This window comes from Bartonella sp. MF74HXZ, assembly GCF_042194445.1.
In the GTDB taxonomy this organism is placed as follows: Bacteria; Pseudomonadota; Alphaproteobacteria; order Rhizobiales; family Rhizobiaceae; genus Bartonella; species Bartonella grahamii.
Genome location: NZ_JBHIMW010000002.1, coordinates 83,544 through 102,822 on the forward strand (window position 1 = coordinate 83,544; position 19,279 = coordinate 102,822).

Annotated in this window: 15 protein-coding genes; 10 read left to right on the forward strand and 5 right to left on the reverse strand. The window is 39.1% G+C overall.

Going from position 1 to position 19,279, the window contains the following annotated elements:
• Positions 1-50 precede the first annotated feature (50 nt).
• The gene (locus tag ACFIJ8_RS01780; protein WP_273787480.1) at positions 51-2,351 is read right to left on the reverse strand and encodes an NADP-dependent malic enzyme; all 2,301 of its coding nucleotides are present in this window, start codon (positions 2,349-2,351) and stop codon (positions 51-53) included.
• A gap of 195 nt (positions 2,352-2,546) precedes the next feature.
• Between ACFIJ8_RS01780 and mutS the strand changes: the two genes are divergently transcribed.
• Positions 2,547-5,291, forward strand: coding sequence for a DNA mismatch repair protein MutS (mutS, locus tag ACFIJ8_RS01785; protein ID WP_375638839.1), 2,745 nt, complete (start codon positions 2,547-2,549; stop codon positions 5,289-5,291).
• Positions 5,292-6,331: 1,040 nt separating this feature from the next.
• Here mutS and ilvD read toward each other — a convergent pair.
• From ilvD to ACFIJ8_RS01805, 4 genes are all read right to left on the reverse strand, one after another.
• The gene (ilvD, locus tag ACFIJ8_RS01790) at positions 6,332-8,170 is read right to left on the reverse strand and encodes a dihydroxy-acid dehydratase (protein ID WP_375627959.1); all 1,839 of its coding nucleotides are present in this window, start codon (positions 8,168-8,170) and stop codon (positions 6,332-6,334) included.
• Between the two features lie 173 nt (positions 8,171-8,343).
• Positions 8,344-8,496 (reverse strand): hypothetical protein, encoded by a 153-nt coding sequence (locus ACFIJ8_RS01795; protein ID WP_375638841.1) that lies wholly within the window; start codon positions 8,494-8,496, stop codon positions 8,344-8,346.
• Between the two features lie 680 nt (positions 8,497-9,176).
• Positions 9,177-9,428, reverse strand: coding sequence for a DUF1150 domain-containing protein (locus ACFIJ8_RS01800; RefSeq protein WP_012754519.1), 252 nt, complete (start codon positions 9,426-9,428; stop codon positions 9,177-9,179).
• 26 nt (positions 9,429-9,454) lie between these two features.
• On the reverse strand, positions 9,455-9,886 hold the full coding sequence (locus tag ACFIJ8_RS01805; protein ID WP_012754518.1) for an Hsp20 family protein: 432 nt from the start codon (positions 9,884-9,886) through the stop codon (positions 9,455-9,457).
• Between the two features lie 120 nt (positions 9,887-10,006).
• On the opposite strand from ACFIJ8_RS01805, the gene nth reads away from it, so the two are divergent.
• From nth to ACFIJ8_RS01850, 9 genes are all read left to right on the forward strand, one after another.
• The gene (gene nth / locus ACFIJ8_RS01810) at positions 10,007-10,747 is read left to right on the forward strand and encodes an endonuclease III (protein WP_375638843.1); all 741 of its coding nucleotides are present in this window, start codon (positions 10,007-10,009) and stop codon (positions 10,745-10,747) included.
• 154 nt (positions 10,748-10,901) lie between these two features.
• Complete coding sequence (gene rpmI / locus ACFIJ8_RS01815; RefSeq protein WP_012754516.1) at positions 10,902-11,105, forward strand: 50S ribosomal protein L35; 204 nt, start codon at positions 10,902-10,904, stop codon at positions 11,103-11,105.
• Between the two features lie 33 nt (positions 11,106-11,138).
• On the forward strand, positions 11,139-11,540 hold the full coding sequence (rplT, locus tag ACFIJ8_RS01820) for a 50S ribosomal protein L20 (protein ID WP_012754515.1): 402 nt from the start codon (positions 11,139-11,141) through the stop codon (positions 11,538-11,540).
• Between the two features lie 95 nt (positions 11,541-11,635).
• Positions 11,636-12,718 carry a phenylalanine--tRNA ligase subunit alpha gene (pheS, locus tag ACFIJ8_RS01825; protein ID WP_273787485.1) on the forward strand — a complete coding sequence of 361 codons (1,083 nt, stop codon included), beginning with the start codon at positions 11,636-11,638 and terminating at the stop codon, positions 12,716-12,718.
• Positions 12,719-12,750: 32 nt separating this feature from the next.
• Positions 12,751-15,165, forward strand: coding sequence for a phenylalanine--tRNA ligase subunit beta (gene pheT, locus ACFIJ8_RS01830; protein WP_375638845.1), 2,415 nt, complete (start codon positions 12,751-12,753; stop codon positions 15,163-15,165).
• Between the two features lie 291 nt (positions 15,166-15,456).
• Positions 15,457-16,365 carry a metal ABC transporter substrate-binding protein gene (locus ACFIJ8_RS01835; protein WP_375627965.1) on the forward strand — a complete coding sequence of 303 codons (909 nt, stop codon included), beginning with the start codon at positions 15,457-15,459 and terminating at the stop codon, positions 16,363-16,365.
• On the forward strand, positions 16,362-17,192 hold the full coding sequence (locus ACFIJ8_RS01840) for a manganese/iron ABC transporter ATP-binding protein (RefSeq protein ID WP_273787488.1): 831 nt from the start codon (positions 16,362-16,364) through the stop codon (positions 17,190-17,192). Before ACFIJ8_RS01835 ends, ACFIJ8_RS01840 begins: the two co-directional genes overlap by 4 nt.
• Positions 17,189-18,055, forward strand: coding sequence for a metal ABC transporter permease (locus ACFIJ8_RS01845; RefSeq protein WP_012754510.1), 867 nt, complete (start codon positions 17,189-17,191; stop codon positions 18,053-18,055). The genes ACFIJ8_RS01840 and ACFIJ8_RS01845 overlap by 4 nt, the downstream gene beginning before the upstream one ends.
• Complete coding sequence (locus ACFIJ8_RS01850) at positions 18,052-18,957, forward strand: metal ABC transporter permease (RefSeq protein ID WP_012754509.1); 906 nt, start codon at positions 18,052-18,054, stop codon at positions 18,955-18,957. Before ACFIJ8_RS01845 ends, ACFIJ8_RS01850 begins: the two co-directional genes overlap by 4 nt.
• Positions 18,958-19,279 lie beyond the last annotated feature (322 nt).

Here is a 19,279-nt window from a genome sequence, read left to right on the forward strand (position 1 = left end):
TATCATAAAGCCCCTTGATATATTATTAGTATATTAGGGGCTTTTTTCCTTTAGACGACTTTTGCGGCATGATAAGCCGCAAGCATTGCGATATTGACAACATCTGTATCGTTTCCACTAAACGGTACAATTTGGACAGATTTTTCCAATCCAATTAAAATAGGACCAATGATGGTTGCTCCACCAAGTTCTTGTAACATTTTGCTTGCAATGGAAGACGCGTGATATCCAGGCATAACCAAAATGTTAGCGGGCTCTGTTAATCCCATAAATGGATATTGCTGCATCAATTTGGAATTGAGTGCTACATCGGCGCTCATTTCTCCGTCAAACTCAAAATCAACCTTGCGTTCATGCAAAATATTAATCGCATCCTGAATTTGCTGTGTGATTTGCCCTTTCATATAACCAAACGTAGAAAATGCTAAAAATGCTACCCGTGGTTGATATCCAAATCCACGTACAAATGAAGCGGTTTGTTCCGCTATATCCGCAAGTTCTTCAGCATTAGGATTTTCATAAACAGCTGTATCCGTAATAAACACAGTTCGTCCTCGGCAAATGGCCATTGAGATACCAATCAATCGTTCTTTTGGTTTTTCATCAATTGCACGACGTATGTCGATCAGCGCTGTTTCATAATTGCGTGTCACCCCTGTAACCATTGCATCAGCATCTCCTAGTGCCACCATACACGCAGCAAAATAATTGCGATCATTATTGATACGACGATGACAATCACGCAACAGCCAACCTTGACGCTGCATCTTTTTATAAAGATAATTCGCATAAGCATCTGTACGGCAAGAAAGCTTAGCATTCATAATAGAAATACCTTCACGCTCCAGATCAATTCCAGCGATAACAGCTGTTTCTCTTACTTGCTCTTCACGACCAACCAAAATCGCTTGTCCTAATTTTTGATGAACATAGGAAACGGCTGCCCGCATAACTTGCTCTTCTTCACCTTCTGCAAAGACAATTTGTTTTGGTGCTTGACGAACATGGTTATAAACCCCACGCATCATCGAAGAAGTAGGATCACGTCTCGCATTCAAATCGCGCTCATAGGCCTCTAAATCATCTATGTTCTTTTGCGCAACACCGCTTTCCATTGCTGCTTTTGCTACCGCTATTGAAACAACCGTCAATAAACGTGGATCAAAAGGAACAGGGATGATATAATTAGGACCAAATTTTAATCGCTTTCCACGATAAGCTTCCGCAACGCTGTCAGGCACTTCTTCATGCGCTAAATTGGCAAGAGCCTTTGCCGCAGCAATCTTCATTTCTTCATTAATAACTCTTGCACGCACATCAAGTGCACCACGAAATATATAAGGAAAGCAGAGAACATTATTAATCTGATTTGGATAATCGGAACGCCCTGTTGCAACAATGGCATCATGACGCACTTGCATAACCTCTTCCGGCGTAATTTCTGGATCAGGATTAGCCATAGCAAAAATGATCGGCTGTGGTGCCATAGATCTTACCATTTCAGGAGTAAGAGCACCTTTAGCAGAAACCCCAAAAAATATATCTGCACCTTCCATTGCTTCTATAAGCGTACGTTTATCTGTTGGAATAGCATGCGCAGATTTCCACTGATTCATTCCCTCTTTGCGTCCTTCATAGACCACACCCTTTGTATCACATAATATGATATTTTCAGAACGAAAGCCCATCGCTTTAATCAGTTCAATACAAGCAATTCCTGCAGAACCAGCACCATTACAGACTAACCGCGTATTTTGCATATCACGCCCTGTTAAAGTCAAAGCATTGAGAACACCGGCAGCAACAATAATTGCTGTACCATGTTGATCGTCGTGAAAAACAGGTATATTCATCACCTCGCGTAGGCGGCTTTCAATCATAAAGCACTCTGGCGCCTTAATGTCTTCAAGATTAATTCCACCAAAAGAAGGTTCTAAATGACGCACCAAATTGATAAAACTTTCTGTATCGTTTATATCAATTTCTAAATCAATGGAATCAATATCCGCAAAACGCTTAAACAGCACTGCTTTGCCTTCCATGACCGGCTTAGAGGCAAGGGCTCCTAAGTTGCCTAACCCTAAAATAGCTGTACCATTTGAAATAACAGCAACAAGATTTCCTTTTGCTGTATAATCATAAGCTAACGCTGGATTTTGAGCAATTGCTTTAACTGGAACTGCAACACCTGGTGAATAAGCAAGTGCTAAATCATGCTGTGTTGCCATAGACTTTGTTGCAACAATCTCAAGCTTTCCTGGTCGACCACGACTATGAAAATCTAGAGCTTCTCGTTCGCTCGCACTGTAACCAGTTTGAGACATTTTCTGATCCTGCTCGCTCTCTTTCATCTCACTTTATTTTCTCCAAAAACAGTGTAAATTTTGCTTGATAATGCGTATAGTCATTAAATTTGATTCATATATTAGAAATCGCTATTCTTGCCTTAGCAAATCTGATGATGCGTTGCAATTTAGAGATAAATAGATATTGAAGTAAACAAAAAAGAGTAAAAACTTCACTTAAAGGAAACAGGCCTCGTACAAATGGATAAAAAAGACAACCATAAAAATAATTTAACTCCACAGCCTGTCTCCTCATCTGCTTCCTCTCAAGAACGTCTGACACCTATGATGGAGCAGTACATAGAAATCAAAGCCGTCCATCATGATTCCCTTCTCTTTTACCGAATGGGGGATTTTTATGAATTATTTTTTAATGATGCGATTGAAGCTGCTCAGGCTTTAGGAATCACACTCACAGCACGCGGAAAACATTTAGGACAAGATATTCCTATGTGCGGTGTTCCCGTTCATGCTGCTGATGATTATTTACAAAAACTGATTGCTTGTGGTTACCGAGTTGCTGTGTGTGAGCAAATAGAAGATCCTGCTGAAGCAAAAAAACGTGGCTCAAAATCTGTTGTTCGGCGTGATGTTGTTCGCCTTGTAACACCTGGAACGATAACAGAAGAAAAACTCCTTGATCCAACACGCGCAAATTATTTGATGACACTTTCTCGTATAAAAACTAGCGATGGAGAGGAATTTGCTCTTTCTTGGATTGATATCTCAACAGGCATATTTCGTGTAACAGAAAGCCGCCAAGAAAAACTTTTAGCAGATATTATGCGTGTGGATCCACAAGAAATCATTGTTGCTGATTCATTCTTTCATGATAAATCTCACAAATCACTTTTTAATGTTCTTGATCGTATCATTTCACCTCAACCTGCTTGTCTCTTTGATGCACTAACCGCTGAACGCGATATTTGCAATTATTTTAAACTCTCAACTCTTGAAGGTGTTGCCGATTATTCACGTTCCGAACTCTCTGCAATTGTAGCTGCTATTCGTTATATCGAAAAAACACAAATAACGCATCGTCCTCCCCTCATGCAGCCTGAGCGCCAAAATGAAAGTGCGACTCTTTTTATTGATGCCGCAACCAGATTAAGCCTTGAACTTATTCGTACGACATCAGGTCAACGGGATGGAAGTTTATTAAAAGCTATTGATCGCACTGTAACAGGAGGAGGATCACGCCTTCTCATCGATCGCCTTATTGCTCCCCTCACCACTCCTTCAGCTATTGATACGCGTTTGGATTCTATCGATTTTTTTCTACGTAATCCTTCTCTTGCAGAAGCGATAAAGCTTATTTTAAAAGGGGGACCAGATATGCCTCGCGCCGTTTCACGTTTGGCTCTTGGACGAGGAGGTCCCCGTGATATGGCAACAATTCAGCGCGGCTTTGAAATCATTCGTGAATTGCATCAACTTCTTAATAATGAGCTTCTGCCTCAAGAAATAAGTGATGTACAACAGGTGTTCTCAAACTTACCCACAGCGTTGTACTTTCATTTAGAACAAACATTAGCTGATGATCTCCCACTCCTTAAACGTGATGGTGGTTTTATTCGTTCAAATTATCATAAAGAGCTCGATGAAATGCGTGCTTTACGTGATGAATCGCGCCGTGTCATTGCTGAACTTCAAGCGCAATATGCCCAAGAAACAGATATTAAGACTCTTAAAATAAAGCATAATAATATTCTAGGTTATTTCATTGAAGTAACCAGTACACAAGCATCTGCTCTTACAAATAATCCACAAGCTAAAGCGCGTTTTATTCATCGGCAAACAATGGCAAACGCTATGCGTTTTACGACAACAGAGCTTGCTGACCTTGAAAGCCGTATTGCCCATGCTGCCAATCACGCATTGACACTTGAACTAGAGATTTTTGATATTCTCGTTCAGGAAATTACCGAACAAGTTGATTTTATTCGTAAAGCCTCTGAAGCACTTGCTATTTTAGATGTCTCTGTCGCCTTAGCATATCTTGCTGAAGAACAAGGCTATTGCCGACCTAAAATTGATCTTTCACTTACCTTTCATATCACAGCAGGACGCCATCCTGTCGTCGAGCAAGCACTCCGCAAACAAGCAGCAGAACCTTTTATTGCCAATAATTGTGATCTCTCTGTGCAAGAAAATCAGCAATATGCAGCAATCTGGCTGTTGACAGGGCCTAATATGGGAGGAAAATCAACTTTTTTGCGGCAAAATGCTCTCATTGCTATTATGGCGCAAATGGGGTCCTTCGTTCCAGCAACTTCAGCACATATTGGTGTCGTTGATCGCCTATTTAGTCGTGTTGGGGCTTCCGATGATCTTGCACGGGGGCGCTCAACCTTTATGATGGAAATGGTTGAAACAGCAACGATTCTCAATCATGCTAGCCACCATTCCCTTGTTATTCTTGATGAAATAGGGCGTGGGACATCAACTTTTGATGGACTTTCTATTGCTTGGGCTGCCGTTGAATATCTCCATGAGGTTAACCATTGTCGTGCTATTCTCGCTACCCATTTTCATGAAATGACCGCACTTACCGAAAAACTTGACAGACTGCATAATGTAACCATGAAAGTCAAAAATTGGGATGGTGATGTAGTTTTTCTTCATGAGGTCACGCCAGGAGCTGCTGACCGTTCCTATGGTGTACAAGTCGCAAAGCTTGCTGGACTTCCCCCAGCCGTTATTACACGAGCAACAGATGTACTCCATCAATTAGAACAAGGTGAAATGGCTGGAAAAGGACATAAACTCATTGATGATTTACCACTCTTTTCTCTTAAAGCAACATCTCCCGTCAATGAAGCAAGAAACAAACATTGTGTACTTCACGAAGCTTTAAAAAATATCCATCCCGACGAACTCTCTCCTAAACAAGCTTTAGAAGCAATTTACCACCTCAAACAACTTGAAAAGAGTAACCCTTTATAGAAAACGGATGTTATTTTTTATTAAAAAGCTTTCTTAATAGGAGATAAAGTATCCCTTTTTGATATGCCACAGCACAAACTGTTGTTTACCGTATTCCCATCGCTTTTCTACACAATATATTTTGATAAGTGTAATGCATATAGAGGCAAAATCCTATGCATTATATTTCATATTTCCTTAGATCAACATTGGCCCGTATACAAAAAATTGGTCAATATCGACTATTTTTACAAGATAGTCGTTTTTTGCAAAGATTGTCATGAAATCTCCTCCACCTTGCAAATACACAACATTTAATGAATTATGCTTTTTCACAATCAATATTATTGTTATCATAGCAACAGTTTTAGTTTAAAGCTGTCGGTGTTGGGATGCCACTCCATTTTGCATAATAAATTCATGGATAATGGGTCTCGCATTTTCTTCACATTTTAAGTTATAAAGAGCTCTTTTACTGTTTTCATATGAATCATATAATCAGATATATCACAGCAGCATTTTATTTTCCTAAACATCCTTTGAACTCCTTCCCGCACCTCAAAGGATAAGGATTTTCATTCGAATCAAGTCTGCAAACAGTCCAGATTCTAAGGGATTTACCTTGACTTCCTAGTCATGTGATTCACTTAAACTCAAAGTTTGATAAACAAGTCTAAGAATATTCACCACACACTAAATATATTAAGTAGGATGCCGTATATCACAGCTCTAAATGACAGTGTTTTTACGGTACAACAAGATAATGCCACCAGTACAATAGATATCTTTCATAAATATAAGAACAGGAAATCGTAATTTCGTATAAAATTAAAATATGATATGAAACGTAATCATACCATATCTATCTTTATCTGTCTTACATAGCTGCTAAAATAAGCAATCCGCAGCAGCTTTTAGTTGTATTGATAGCTTTTTAATCATACTGATCATGACTCGAAATATTCTGATAAGCTCATAAAATAATTAGCTTAGAATATCGTGTAAAAGATGCAAAAAATCAGAATACTATCTCTCTTTTATAAGACGCGTCATTCATCTCATCAAATATTACGTACTGCACCCTTTGCAGCAGATGTAGTCATCGCTGCATAGGCTTTGAGAGCCTTTGAAACTTTACGCTGACGCTTCTCAATCGGTTGCCAAGCACCTTTTCCTTTTGCTTCCATCTTAGCACGGCGCTGCTTCATCTCAACGTCATCCACCAACATATGAATTCTACGATTTGGAATATCAATTTCTATGATATCCCCCTCCTCCACCAACGCAATTTCTCCTCCTTCAGCAGCTTCTGGTGAAATATGTCCTATCGAGAGCCCTGAACTTCCCCCTGAAAAACGTCCATCTGTAACAAGTGCACAAACCTTGCCCAATCCTTTAGATTTGAGATAACTTGTTGGATAAAGCATTTCTTGCATTCCAGGTCCACCACGTGGACCTTCATAACGGATTAAAACAATTTCACCTATTTTAATCTTATCAGTTAATATAGCTGAAACAGCTGAATCTTGGCTTTCAAAAATTCTTGCCGGACCTTTAAAAGTTAAAATTGATTGATCAACGCCTGCTGTTTTTACAATGCAGCCATCTTTTGCAAGATTTCCATAAAGAACTGCCAATCCTCCATCTTGTGAATATGCATGTTCCCTATCGCGAATCACACCTTTTTCACGATCAAGATCAAGGGTCTCATAGCGACAAGATTGGCTAAAAGCTGTCTGTGTTGGAATACCACCAGGAGCAGCACGATAAAATGTACGAACTGTTGGTTCATTAGTTTGTTTCACATCCCAACGGTAAAGAGCTTCTTTCATTGTTTTTGCGTGAACCGTATAAGTTGACGTATCAATGAGTCCTGCCGCATCCAGTTCACCTAAAAGCCCCATAATACCACCAGCGCGATGAACATCTTCCATATGTACATTCGCAACAGCAGGAGCAACCTTACATAAAACAGGAACACGACGTGAAAGATGATCAATATCCGTCATGGTAAAATCCACCTCACCTTCTTGCGCCGCGGCTAAAAGATGCAGTACCGTATTGGTTGATCCCCCCATAGCAATATCAACGGTCATTGCATTTTCAAAAGCCTTGCGTGAAGCAATAGAGCGGGGCAAAACTGTTTCATCATCTTTTTCATAATAACGTTTAACCAATGCAACAATCTGTTTTCCAGCTTCTTCAAAAAGCATCCGTCGATCTGCATGTGTTGCTAACATTGATCCATTTCCGGGAAGCGAAAGCCCCAATGCTTCCGTTAAGCAATTCATGGAGTTGGCTGTAAACATTCCTGAACAAGAACCACATGTAGGACAAGCAGCACGCTCCATTTCAGCAACTTCTTCTTCTGAATTCTGTTCTGAAGCTGCTGCGACCATGGCATCGACCAAATCAACCCTTAGATCTTGATCCTTCCATTTAATCTTACCTGCTTCCATAGGACCGCCGGAAACAAAGATTGTCGGAATATTCAACCGTAAAGCAGCCATTAACATACCAGGCGTAATTTTGTCACAATTAGAAATACAGACAAGTGCATCCGCACAATGTGCATTAACCATGTACTCTACAGAATCAGCAATGATTTCACGTGAGGGCAAAGAATAGAGCATTCCATCGTGCCCCATCGCAATTCCATCATCTACAGCAATGGTATTAAATTCTTTCGCAACACCACCAGCAACTGCTATCTGTTGTGCGACTAATTGCCCAAGATCTTTTAAATGGACATGCCCTGGTACAAATTGTGTAAACGAATTCGCAATCGCAATAATGGGTTTACCAAAATCAGTATCTTTCATCCCTGTTGCACGCCAAAGTCCGCGGGCTCCTGCCATATTACGCCCGTGGGTCGATATTCTTGAACGGTAAGAAGGCATTATTTTTTTCCCCTCAAATAATTCCATTTTGCTTGTTGTGCTGTAACTTCATTATAAAAACAAGAGCTTTAATATTCAAAAGAGAAAAATACCTTGTACTGAGGCATTTGAAGCACAAAATTAAAAGCTCTGCATAAACTTTTTCGTAAAGCCTTTGTTTTTTTTATTACCTGTTAATCAACATCTAATCCCTGTGCAAGTCCACGTTTGAGACAAATATCAAAACGCTTCAGTGTGGCACGAACTATTCCAGATTTTTGTATGCAAGATTTGGCCAGATTTGGTAAGTATATTGCATCTATCTGTTTGCGTAATTTTTGGAACAAGAAGACAGCCTAATTTGGAAAGAATATAAAGGCATCATGGTAAAAATCTATCATCTCCTTACAATTCAGCTTTACATCTTTCAAAAGCATTCATAGCAATATATTTTAAATAATGATGACGCATTATCTCATGCTTTTGTTTTTACACTCTTCAATGGAGTTACTTCCCTCGGGAAGAACAGAACACCTCAAACAAAATATACTTGTATAGCCTTTATGTACTCATTTTAAAGAAACATTTTTCAATGCACACTCGAACCTATTTCACGATAGCGCCTATGAATGGTATAAAAATCCCCGTGAATAATATAAATCTATAGGGAACATCTTCACACTTATGAAGAAGCAAACTGACACCATCATACATTTTTCTCATCCCCAATATTGCGAACATCCTTGGTAATTAAGACAATTAACAAGAGATATTTTTATTCCTTCCTTCAAGCGTTTTTATCTAAACGGCTTTCCCTGCGTGTGACATACAAGCAAGTGACTTTAATTGTTTTAATACAAGAGGATCTAAAATGAGAGAACCTTATGATATTCGGGACTCTCATTCCAGTTGTAAAAAATTAATTATGAATATAAACCAATACTTATCTCATTATAACTCACATTACACCCTTTACGAAAAAACAGATAGAATTTACAAAGAGTACAGCGTTTTCTCGTAAGGTGATCTAGTGCAGAGTTACAATTTGTAGTTCATGCTCATTGGCTCCAGCAAGAGCGATAGAACGTTCATCGGATAAAATGATAGGATAACCTGTTTCACCAAAGAGAGCCCATATCGTAATTCCTGGGGTCATTGGTGGAAGATCTGGAAAATTTTTAGCCAGATCATCTGTACAAACTTTTTTTAAATAGGCAATCTGTCCCGCATCAGAGTAGGATGTGTTCTGAAACGACAAGTTCTGTTTATGTTCTCCCATTTCACTGTTCCTTTACGCCTTAACTTTTATGACTCACCACTACTGACTTTAATTGGAATCTGTTTTATTTCTTTTTTTAACTTTGGTTGATACAGATTAATTGATAAAAGACCATTTTTCAACTCTGCATTTGTAACATGCATCCCTTCCGCGAGAACAAAGGTTCGCTGGAATTGTCGCGCAGCTATACCGCGATATAAATATTGATGATTTTGGTTATCTGTTTGTTTACCATGAATAACCAATTGATTATCATCGAGCAAAATATTAAGATGGTTAATCTTAAATCCAGCAACAGCCAAAGTTATGCGGATATGATTTGCATCATCATTTTTATGCAAACGTTCAATGTTATAGGCTGGGTAAGCCTCATCAGCTTTACCGATACGTTGCAATATTTTTTCTACGGTTTCAAACCCTAAAAGGAAGGGATTGGAGAAAGGTGTCACATGTGTCATTCATGAGTATCCTCTTTAAAACGGCTTTACTTGACCAAACTCTATAAAAGTGTTCGCTGCATTCCTCTCATATGGCGAGCGTGAATGATAACTTCAAGAGAGAAGATTTAAGAGAGTTCAATGCCTCAAAGTACCATAAAATTGCCAAACGTGCGAAATTTATCTGGTATATTATATAATGAAAATGAAATTGCAGAAATATTTCGCCGTTTTTCTGTGCAACGCCCAGCGCCTAAGAGTGATCTTATCTATACAAATATTTTTACGCTTTTGGTTGCCGTTGTGCTTTCGGCTCAAGCGACAGATGTAAGCGTTAATAAAGCGACAAAAGAATTATTTCGCCTTGCTGATCAACCGGAAAAAATGGTTGCATTAGGAGAAGAAGAAATAGCACATTATATCCGTTCAATTGGTCTTTGGCGAGCAAAAGCACGCAATGTTTATGCACTTTGCAACTGTTTAATTGATTGTTATGGCGGTCAAGTACCTGATACGCGTGAAGCACTTATGTCCCTTCCTGGAGTGGGGCGCAAAACAGCTAATGTTGTTTTGAATGTTGCTTTTGGTCAGCCTACATTGGCAGTAGATACACATATTTTTCGCTTAAGCAATCGTCTTGGTTTAGCGCCTGGCAAAACACCAGAGATTGTTGAGAAGAAATTATTAAAGATTATACCAATCCATTATCTTCGTCATGCACATCATTGGCTTATTTTACATGGACGCTATGTTTGCCAAGCACGTAAAGCACAATGTAGGCAATGCATTATTGCTGATCTATGTAAAGCAGCTATCAAAACAAATGCTATTCCGGCACCTTTAGTTGAGCTTCAAGGCAATGGAGCTCCGATTTTTTTGTAATACGGTCTTGCTATTTTGTGTATAGTGGCTTATGGAAACACTATTAGAACCGCCCGGCAGGGCATGCCGTGGCTGTTTAAATGCTTGTTCAAGCGTTGGTCCGCTTGAGTGAATAAAATATTTGATTGAATAAATTAATGTACGGAGTAGCAAAATGCCCAAGATGAAGACCAAATCATCCGCTAAAAAGCGGTTTAAAATCACTGCGTCAGGCAAAATTAAAGTAGCAGCTGCCGGTAAGCGCCACGGTATGATTAAGCGTTCGAATAAATTTATTCGCGATGCACGTGGGACAATGGTTTTGTGTGAACAAGATGCTAAAAAAGTCGTTCAGCATTATTTGCCGAATGGTGTTTAAACCTTACGCTTTTGATTTTGAGGAGATTATAATATGGCACGTGTGAAAAGAGGTGTGACAGCACACGCTAAGCACAAAAAAGTTCTTAAACAGGCTGAAGGTTTTTACGGTCGTCGTAAAAATACCATTCGTGCAGCTAAAGCAGCAGTTGATCGTTCAAAGCAATACGCTTATCGTGATCGCAAAAATAGGAAACGTACTTTCCGTGCTTTGTGGATTCAGAGAATTAATGCGGCTGTTCGCGCAGAAGGTTTAACTTATGGACGTTTTATTGATGGCTTATCAAAAGCCGGTATTGAGGTTGATCGTAAGGTTCTTTCAGATATAGCAATCCACGAAGCAGAAGCATTTTCTGCTTTAGTAGCTTCGGCAAAAAAGGCTTTGGAATATTTAAAAGATACGACACCTAATGCTTTTGAAGGCGCTGTCAAGTAAGCCAGTCGTGTTCTCTTAAAGCATTTATTTATTCGAGGTCCCGTGCTGGCTGTTGCGAGTGCGGGTTTTTTTTTATTAAAAAAATAGGCAAAAATATGAACGATATTGAGCGTCTGGAACAAGAAATTTGTTTAGCCTTAGAGGCAGCGGGTGATGAACAGGCACTTGAAGCAGTGCGTATTGCAGCATTGGGTAAAAAAGGTAGCATCTCTGAAAAATTAAAAGCATTAGGGAAGATGGATGCTAGCGAGCGCCATAAAGTTGGACCAGTTCTTAATGGATTAAAAAATCGTATTTTAGAATTATGGGCGCAAAAGCGTGATCTTCTGAAAAGACAGGCAATGGATGCCCGTCTTTCTCGTGAAACGGTTGATGTTACCTTGCCTATTCGCTCTTCACCTATAGAACGGGGACGCATTCATCCTATTTCACAGGTGATTGAGGAAATTATTGCCATTTATACGAAGTTGGGTTTTTCTCTTGCAGAGGGACCTGATATTGAAACAGATTATTATAATTTTACGGCATTGAATTTTCCTGAAGGGCATCCAGCACGCGAAATGCATGATACCTTCTTTTTTGATGTCGATAAAATGGGAGAACGAAAATTATTGCGGACCCATACATCACCCGTACAAATTCGCACACTAGAAAAACAAAAAGCACCGATACGGATCATTATTCCTGGAAAAACTTACCGCATGGATTCGGATGCGACGCATTCGCCCATGTTCCATCAGGTAGAAGGTCTTGTCATTGATAAAACCTCCACCATTGCCCATATGATGTGGCTACATGAAACCTTTTGTAAAGAATTTTTTGAAGTTCCCTCTGTAAAAATGCGTTTTCGTCCCTCTTTTTTCCCTTTTACCGAACCATCTATGGAAGTGGATATTCAATGTGATCGTTCTGGTTCAGAAGTAAAGTTCGGAGAAGGACAGGATTGGTTGGAAATTTTAGGATGCGGAATGGTGCATCCTCATGTGTTGAAAAATGTTGGTTTAGATCCCGATGAATATCAAGGCTTTGCATGGGGAATGGGCATTGATCGTATTGCCATGTTGAAATACGGTATGCCTGATTTACGAGCTTTTTTTGATGCTGATCTGCGTTGGTTAGACCATTATGGCTTTCGTTGCTTTGATATGCCTGCTTTTTTTCCTAATAGAAATATGTGATCTTAGTCATCGCTTTCATGTGAGGTTTTAAAATGAAATTTACATTGTCGTGGTTAAAAGATCACTTAGAGACAAGTGCATCTTTGGATGAAATTTGTGAGAAACTAACAGCTATAGGTCTTGAGGTTGATTACGTTGATGATCGGTCTTCTTTAAAAGGTTTTGTGATTGCAAAAGTTTTAACAGCAATAAAGCATCCTGATGCAGATAAACTCCAGATTCTGTCCGTCGATACAGGGACTTCTACACCTGTTCAAGTTGTCTGTGGAGCACCAAATGCGCGTGCAGGTCTTGTTGGTGTTCTGGCACTACCAGGCACTTATATTTCAGGACTCGATGTGACATTATCTGTAGGAAAAATCCGCGGTGTTGAAAGTTTTGGGATGATGTGTTCGCAAGCGGAGCTTGAATTATCAAATGAACATGACGGAATTATCGAACTTCCAGAAGATGCACCTATTGGAGATTCATTTGCAACTTATGCTGGTTTAGATGATCCGATCATTGATATTGGTTTGACCCCCAATCGCTCTGATTGTACAGGTGTTCGTGGTATTGCCCGTGATCTTGCTGCCGCTGGAATAGGAAAATTAAAAGAATTATCCTTGTCAAAATTTGAGCCTTCCTTTGAAACACCTCTCGATGTTTCATTAGATTTTTCGCAAGATTCATCATTATGTTTAGGTTTTGCTTGGCGTGAAGTGCGCAATGTTCAAAATGGTGCATCACCTCAGTGGATGCAACAGCGTTTGAATGCAATTGGTTTGAGACCGATTAATGCGCTTGTTGATATGACCAATTACATAAGTTTTGACCTTGGTCGTCCACTCCATGTTTTTGATGCAGATAAAATTAAAGGTAATTTGTGTGTACGTTGTGCTCGTGAGGGAGAACAGCTTCAAGCACTGAACGGAAAAATCTATCATTTGGGCGCTAAGAATTGTGCCATTGCAGATGAAGAGGGGATTGTTTCGATTGCCGGTATCATGGGCGGTGAAAGAACGAGTTGTGATGAGACAACACGTCGCGTTATTATTGAATCAGCGCTTTGGGATGCGCAAAGCATTGCACAAACAGGAAGAGCATTAGGTCTTATCAGTGATGCACGTTATCGATTTGAACGAGGTGTTGATCCGGCTTTTATAGAAACAGGGCTTGAGATTGCAACAGAATTGGTCTTACGTCTTTGTGGTGGTGAAGTATCTAAGAAGAGGATCGTTGGCTATCAGCAACAAGAAATCAAACAGATCGCTTTTCCTTTTTCTGAAATTAAACGTTTAACAAATTTGGAAATAGAACCTGAAAAAGTCATCTCTATTTTAACAAAACTTGGATTTTTCGTTGAAGGAAAAGGAGATGTCGTTACAGTAAAAGTACCATCATGGCGCCCTGATATTATGGGGAAAGCCGATTTGGTGGAAGAAGTCATGAGGATTTATGGGCTAGATAAAATTAAACCTATTCCTTTGGAAAACTTCGCAGAAGGAAAAGATCAAATTTTAACATGCGCACAAATTCGTTCACGTGCTACACGTTTGGCTTTAGTGCAACGTGGTATGAAAGAAGCGGTAACATGGTCTTTTATTTCTGAAAATCAAGCTCTTGCTTTTGGAGGAGGTCAAGAAGAGCTTAAATTGGTTAATCCTATTGCTGCTGATATGTCAATGATGCGTCCTTCCCTTTTACCTGGTTTGATTATGGCGGCACAGAGAAATGCTGATCGTGGTTTTTCCGATCTTGCTTTGTTTGAAGTTTCCAATATTTATGAAGGCGATACCCCTGATAAACAACACCGTGTTGTTAGTGGGATTCGTCGCGGAACAGAGCAATTTAAAGGGGCTGGTCGTTTTTGGAATGGCAATGCAACCGTCGTTGATGTTTTTGATGCCAAAGCAGATGCTTTAGCTATTTTAGAAGCATGCGATATGGATGTTGGGAAAGTGCAGATTGAAATAGGAGCGCCCGATTGGTATCATCCTGGTCGTTCAGGTGTCATAAAACTTGGATCAAAGATTATTCTTGGTTTTTTTGGTGTTTTTCATCCTGCTACATTAGAAAAGTTAGATGTTAGTGGCCCTTTATGCGGCTTTGAAATTTTTCTAGACAGAATTCCAGAATCAAAGAAAAAAACGACCAAAAGCCGTCCTCCTTTGAAACTCTCACCTTTTCAAATGGTGCGGCGTGATTTTGCCTTTATAGCGGATAAAACTGTTGCCTCTTCTCTTATTATTCGTGCGGCAAGTGGAGCCGATAAAAAACTTATTCATTCAGTGCAGATTTTTGATATTTTTGAAGATTTAAGCTTGGGCGAAGATAAAAAATCTGTTGCGATTGAAGTAACTATTCAGCCCATAGAACGGACTCTAACAGATGAAGATTTAGAAAAGCTTGCCTTAAAGATCGTGGATAATGTTACCAAAATGACAGGTGCATATTTGCGCTACTGAGTATTTTCATTTTTTATGAGATATTTTACATGAAGTGGGAGCATTTTTGAGTGCTCCCTTTTTATTTGGCATTCAAGAGCGATAGAGCTTCTTGAAAGCGGTGCTCCTTACCAAAACAAGCTGCTTAAATCATCAATTTTTTCAATATGAAAAAAGCTGTTTTTAAACATCTTGAAAAGTTATTTTTTCTCTTAATCCTTCATTGCAAATGTAAAAGATAACTGCTATTGCTAAATGATAATGCAAATTATTTGCAATAAAAAGAAAGCATATAGAGGAAAGAGAGAATCAATGAACGTAAGAACGTTTTTCAGCATAGTTTTTGGAAGTGTTATTTTTTTTACACCCAATTTTGCTTTGTGTGCTGGTAAATTTAAAGCTGTTACGACATTCACTATCATTGCTGATATGGCACGCAATGTAGCAGGTGATGCCGCTGAGGTTGAATCCATTACAAAACCAGGTGCGGAAATTCATGAATATCAACCCACCCCACGCGATCTTATGCGTGCCCAGGGAGCTAACCTTGTATTGTGGAATGGATTAGAGTTAGAGCTTTGGTTTGAAAAGTTTTTTCAAAATATCAAGGATGTTCCAAGTGTTGTTGTTTCAAAAGGTATTGTACCCATTAAAATTGGTGAGGGCCCCTTTAGCGGTAAACCCAATCCTCATGCTTGGATGTCACCAACCTCTGCTTTGATTTATGTTGATAATATTCGCGATGCTTTTGTGAAATATGATCCTGAACATGCTGCTATTTATAAAGAGAATGCTGAAATTTATAAACAGAAAATTCGTGCAACGATTGATCCAATTAAGGCTGAATTAGAAGCCGTACCGCAAGATAAGCGTTGGCTTGTGACCAGTGAGGGGGCATTTAGCTATTTGGCGCGTGATTTTAATCTAAAAGAACTTTATTTATGGCCCATCAATGCTGACCAACAAGGAACACCACAGCAAGTCAAGCATGTTATTGATATGGTTCGCAAATACAATATTCATGCAGTTTTTTCTGAAAGCACTATTTCCCCTGCACCTGCTAAACAGGTTGCCAGAGAAACAGGGGCTAAATACGGTGGTGTTCTTTATGTTGATTCTTTAAGTGAGAAAAATGGTGAGGTACCCACTTATATTGATTTATTACGTGTCACGAGTGGGCGTATTAGCAATGCTTTATTAGAGGGAGTAAAAAGCCAATGACAGAATCTGGAATATTTGCCCAAGGAGTAACGGTAACTTATCGTAATGGACATACAGCTTTACGCGAAGTAAATTTTGAAAGTCCAAAGGGTTCTGTTACGGCATTAGTTGGTGTTAATGGATCCGGTAAGTCAACGTTATTTAAAGCGATTATGGGGTTTGTACGCCCCTCAAAGGGAAAAATTCGCATGTTTGATTTGCCCGTTGATATAGCTTTGAAAAAAAACCTTATTGCTTATGTTCCTCAAAGTGAAGATGTTGATTGGAATTTTCCTGTCTTGGTCGAAGATGTTGTATTGATGGGGCGGTACGGTCATATGAATTTCTTTCGCTATGCCCGTACACAAGATTATGAAGCCGTTCGTATTGCCTTAGAACGCGTTGATATGTTGGCTTTTGCCAAGCGCCAGATTGGAGAACTTTCTGGTGGACAGAAAAAGCGCGTTTTCCTAGCGCGCGCTCTTGCACAGAAAGCAAAAGCTATTTTATTAGATGAGCCATTTACAGGGGTTGACGTTACAACAGAAGATAAAATCATTGCTTTGTTACAAGATCTTCGTAAAGAAGGAGCAGTGATCTTGGTTTCAACTCACAATTTGGGTTCTGTTCGCGAATTTTGTGATCATACAGTTTTAATAAAAGGAACCGTTTTAGCTTCTGGGTTAACAGAAAAAATCTTTACAAAGGAAAATCTGGAGAAAACCTTTGGAGGGTCTTTGCACCACCATATTTTTGATCTTCAAAGCACAAAAAAAAATGATGTTTTCATAGGAAGAAAGCAGTCTGCAGTTTGTGAAGACATTGAAAGAGTGGAGCACGTTGCATGATTTCTTGGTTGCTTGAGCCACTGAGCTATCAATATATGGTGAATGCAATGTGGGTTTCTGGATTAGTTGGGTGTGTTTGTGCCTTTCTTTCAGCTTTTTTGATGTTAAAAGGTTGGTCATTAATTGGTGATGCTCTTTCCCATTCAATTGTTCCTGGTGTAGCAGGAGCTTATCTTTTAGGATTACCTTTTTCACTCGGCGCTTTTTTTTCTGGTGGTCTTGCAGCAGCAGCAATGCTCTTTTTTAACCACCGGACAAAGCTGAAAGAAGATACCATTATTGGGCTCATTTTTTCTTCCTTTTTTGCCTTTGGGTTGTTTCTCAAATCATTAAAACCAATGGCTGTTAATATTGATACGATTGTTTTGGGAAATATTTTAGCCGTTAGTTCATCAGATATTCTACAATTGGCTTTTATCGGCTTTTTTTCGTTGCTTATATTGCTTTTGAAATGGAAAGATCTTCTTGTTTCGTTATTTGATGAAACGCATGCGCATGCCATTGGATTAAATGTAAAGTTTTTAAAGATTCTCTTTTTCACATTACTTGCTGCTTGTACTGTTGCTGCTATGCAAACCGTTGGAGCGTTCTTAGTCATTTGTCTTGTTGTGACACCTGGGGCTACAGCCTATCTTTTAAGTGATCGTTTCGTGAATATCTTGGTTATTGCAGTTGTAATTGGAACATTCACAAGTGTCTTGGGTGTTTATGTGAGTTATTTTTTAAATGCACAAACGGGGGGGGTTGTTGTGCTTTTTCAAGCATCTTTATTTGTTTTGGCTTTTATTTTTGCTCCTAAACATGGGTATATTGCTGCGCGCTTACGCATAAATGCGGCAAAAAAGGGTGTAATATTATCATGATTGATCAATTACTACTTCCGTTTCAGTTTTCTTTTATGCTTAAGGGTATGCTTATTGTCATGATTCTTTCTATTCCCATGGCGATGCTTTCCTGTTTTCTTATTTTGAAAGGATGGGCGCTGTTAGGCGATGCCATTTCTCATGCAGTTTTTCCAGGTGTTGTTGTTGGTTATATGACAACACCATGGGTAATTGCATTTCTGACTTCTTTGCCATTTGCTTGGTTTCAACATATGCGTCCAGAGAATATTACAATGACTCTGATTACTTGCGGTGCTTTTGTTGCAGGAATGGTGTGTGCACTATTAACGGGTTTTTTAGGAAGCAATAGCCGTATCAAACAGGACACGGTGATGGGTGTGGTCTTTTCTTCGATGTTTGGTTTGGGGCTTGTTTTAGCCACGTCTATTTATAGTAGCTTAGATTTGAATCATATTCTATTTGGTAATCTTTTAGGTGTTAACTGGCTTGATATAACACAAACGGCGATCATTTCTGCTGTTGTCACTTTCATTTTAGCAGCAAAATGGCGCGACTTTATGTTGTATATTTTTGATACAGTTCAAGGACATGCAATGGGGTTACCAATATCTCTACTTCACTATACCCTTCTAACGATGATTTCTCTTACAATTGTTGCGGCTTTGAAAGCTGTAGGTATCGTGCTCGTTATTTCTTTACTGATAGCACCAGGAGCAATTGCCTATCTTGTTACAAAGCGGTTTTCTTTTATGTTAATGATCGCGATACTTGTTGCAGCTTTTTCTGGTTTTTTAGGGATTTATCTCAGCTTATTTATCGGCTCTGATTCTGCTTCCACAATTGTGTTGATCTTGACGTTGATTTTTATGGCTATTTTCATGATGATTTTTTTTCGTCAAAACACAGTTCAAGAAACTTAAAAGTGTTAAAATTCATGCATATCAGCCATGCATTTTTATATATTGTTTCTCATTTCTATTTTAATTAGAGTTCGAGGCGCTAGGTTATTTTTCCTCCTAATGTCTAGCAAGTGAATGCGGTACATTTTCTCCCCCCAACGCTGCATTCTTAATTAAGAGGCTGCATCGATTTATTCTGCAGCCTTTTTATTTTTTTGATTTTCTAAAATCTCTTCTCTTTTCTTGAAATCATTTAAAATGATTATCATATTGCGTAAGCTATTCGGTATTTTCAAGGAACTTATAACAGCAAAGACGCTTACGCATGAAGGGATAGAACGTA

Excerpts from the sequence above, each read along its gene's own strand:
- ACFIJ8_RS01800 (WP_012754519.1), bottom strand. The coding sequence starts at position 9,428 with ATGGGAGAACATAAACAGAACTTGTCGTTTCAGAACACATCCTACTCT.
- ACFIJ8_RS01780 (WP_273787480.1), bottom strand. The coding sequence starts at position 2,351 with ATGAAAGAGAGCGAGCAGGATCAGAAAATGTCTCAAACTGGTTACAGT.
- nth (WP_375638843.1), top strand. The coding sequence starts at position 10,007 with ATGCCTCAAAGTACCATAAAATTGCCAAACGTGCGAAATTTATCTGGT.
- pheS (WP_273787485.1), top strand. The coding sequence starts at position 11,636 with ATGAACGATATTGAGCGTCTGGAACAAGAAATTTGTTTAGCCTTAGAG.
- pheT (WP_375638845.1), top strand. The coding sequence starts at position 12,751 with ATGAAATTTACATTGTCGTGGTTAAAAGATCACTTAGAGACAAGTGCA.
- rplT (WP_012754515.1), top strand. The coding sequence starts at position 11,139 with ATGGCACGTGTGAAAAGAGGTGTGACAGCACACGCTAAGCACAAAAAA.
- ACFIJ8_RS01850 (WP_012754509.1), top strand. The coding sequence starts at position 18,052 with ATGATTGATCAATTACTACTTCCGTTTCAGTTTTCTTTTATGCTTAAG.
- mutS (WP_375638839.1), top strand. The coding sequence starts at position 2,547 with ATGGATAAAAAAGACAACCATAAAAATAATTTAACTCCACAGCCTGTC.
- ACFIJ8_RS01845 (WP_012754510.1), top strand. The coding sequence starts at position 17,189 with ATGATTTCTTGGTTGCTTGAGCCACTGAGCTATCAATATATGGTGAAT.
- ilvD (WP_375627959.1), bottom strand. The coding sequence starts at position 8,170 with ATGCCTTCTTACCGTTCAAGAATATCGACCCACGGGCGTAATATGGCA.
- ACFIJ8_RS01805 (WP_012754518.1), bottom strand. The coding sequence starts at position 9,886 with ATGACACATGTGACACCTTTCTCCAATCCCTTCCTTTTAGGGTTTGAA.
- ACFIJ8_RS01840 (WP_273787488.1), top strand. The coding sequence starts at position 16,362 with ATGACAGAATCTGGAATATTTGCCCAAGGAGTAACGGTAACTTATCGT.
- ACFIJ8_RS01835 (WP_375627965.1), top strand. The coding sequence starts at position 15,457 with ATGAACGTAAGAACGTTTTTCAGCATAGTTTTTGGAAGTGTTATTTTT.
- rpmI (WP_012754516.1), top strand. The coding sequence starts at position 10,902 with ATGCCCAAGATGAAGACCAAATCATCCGCTAAAAAGCGGTTTAAAATC.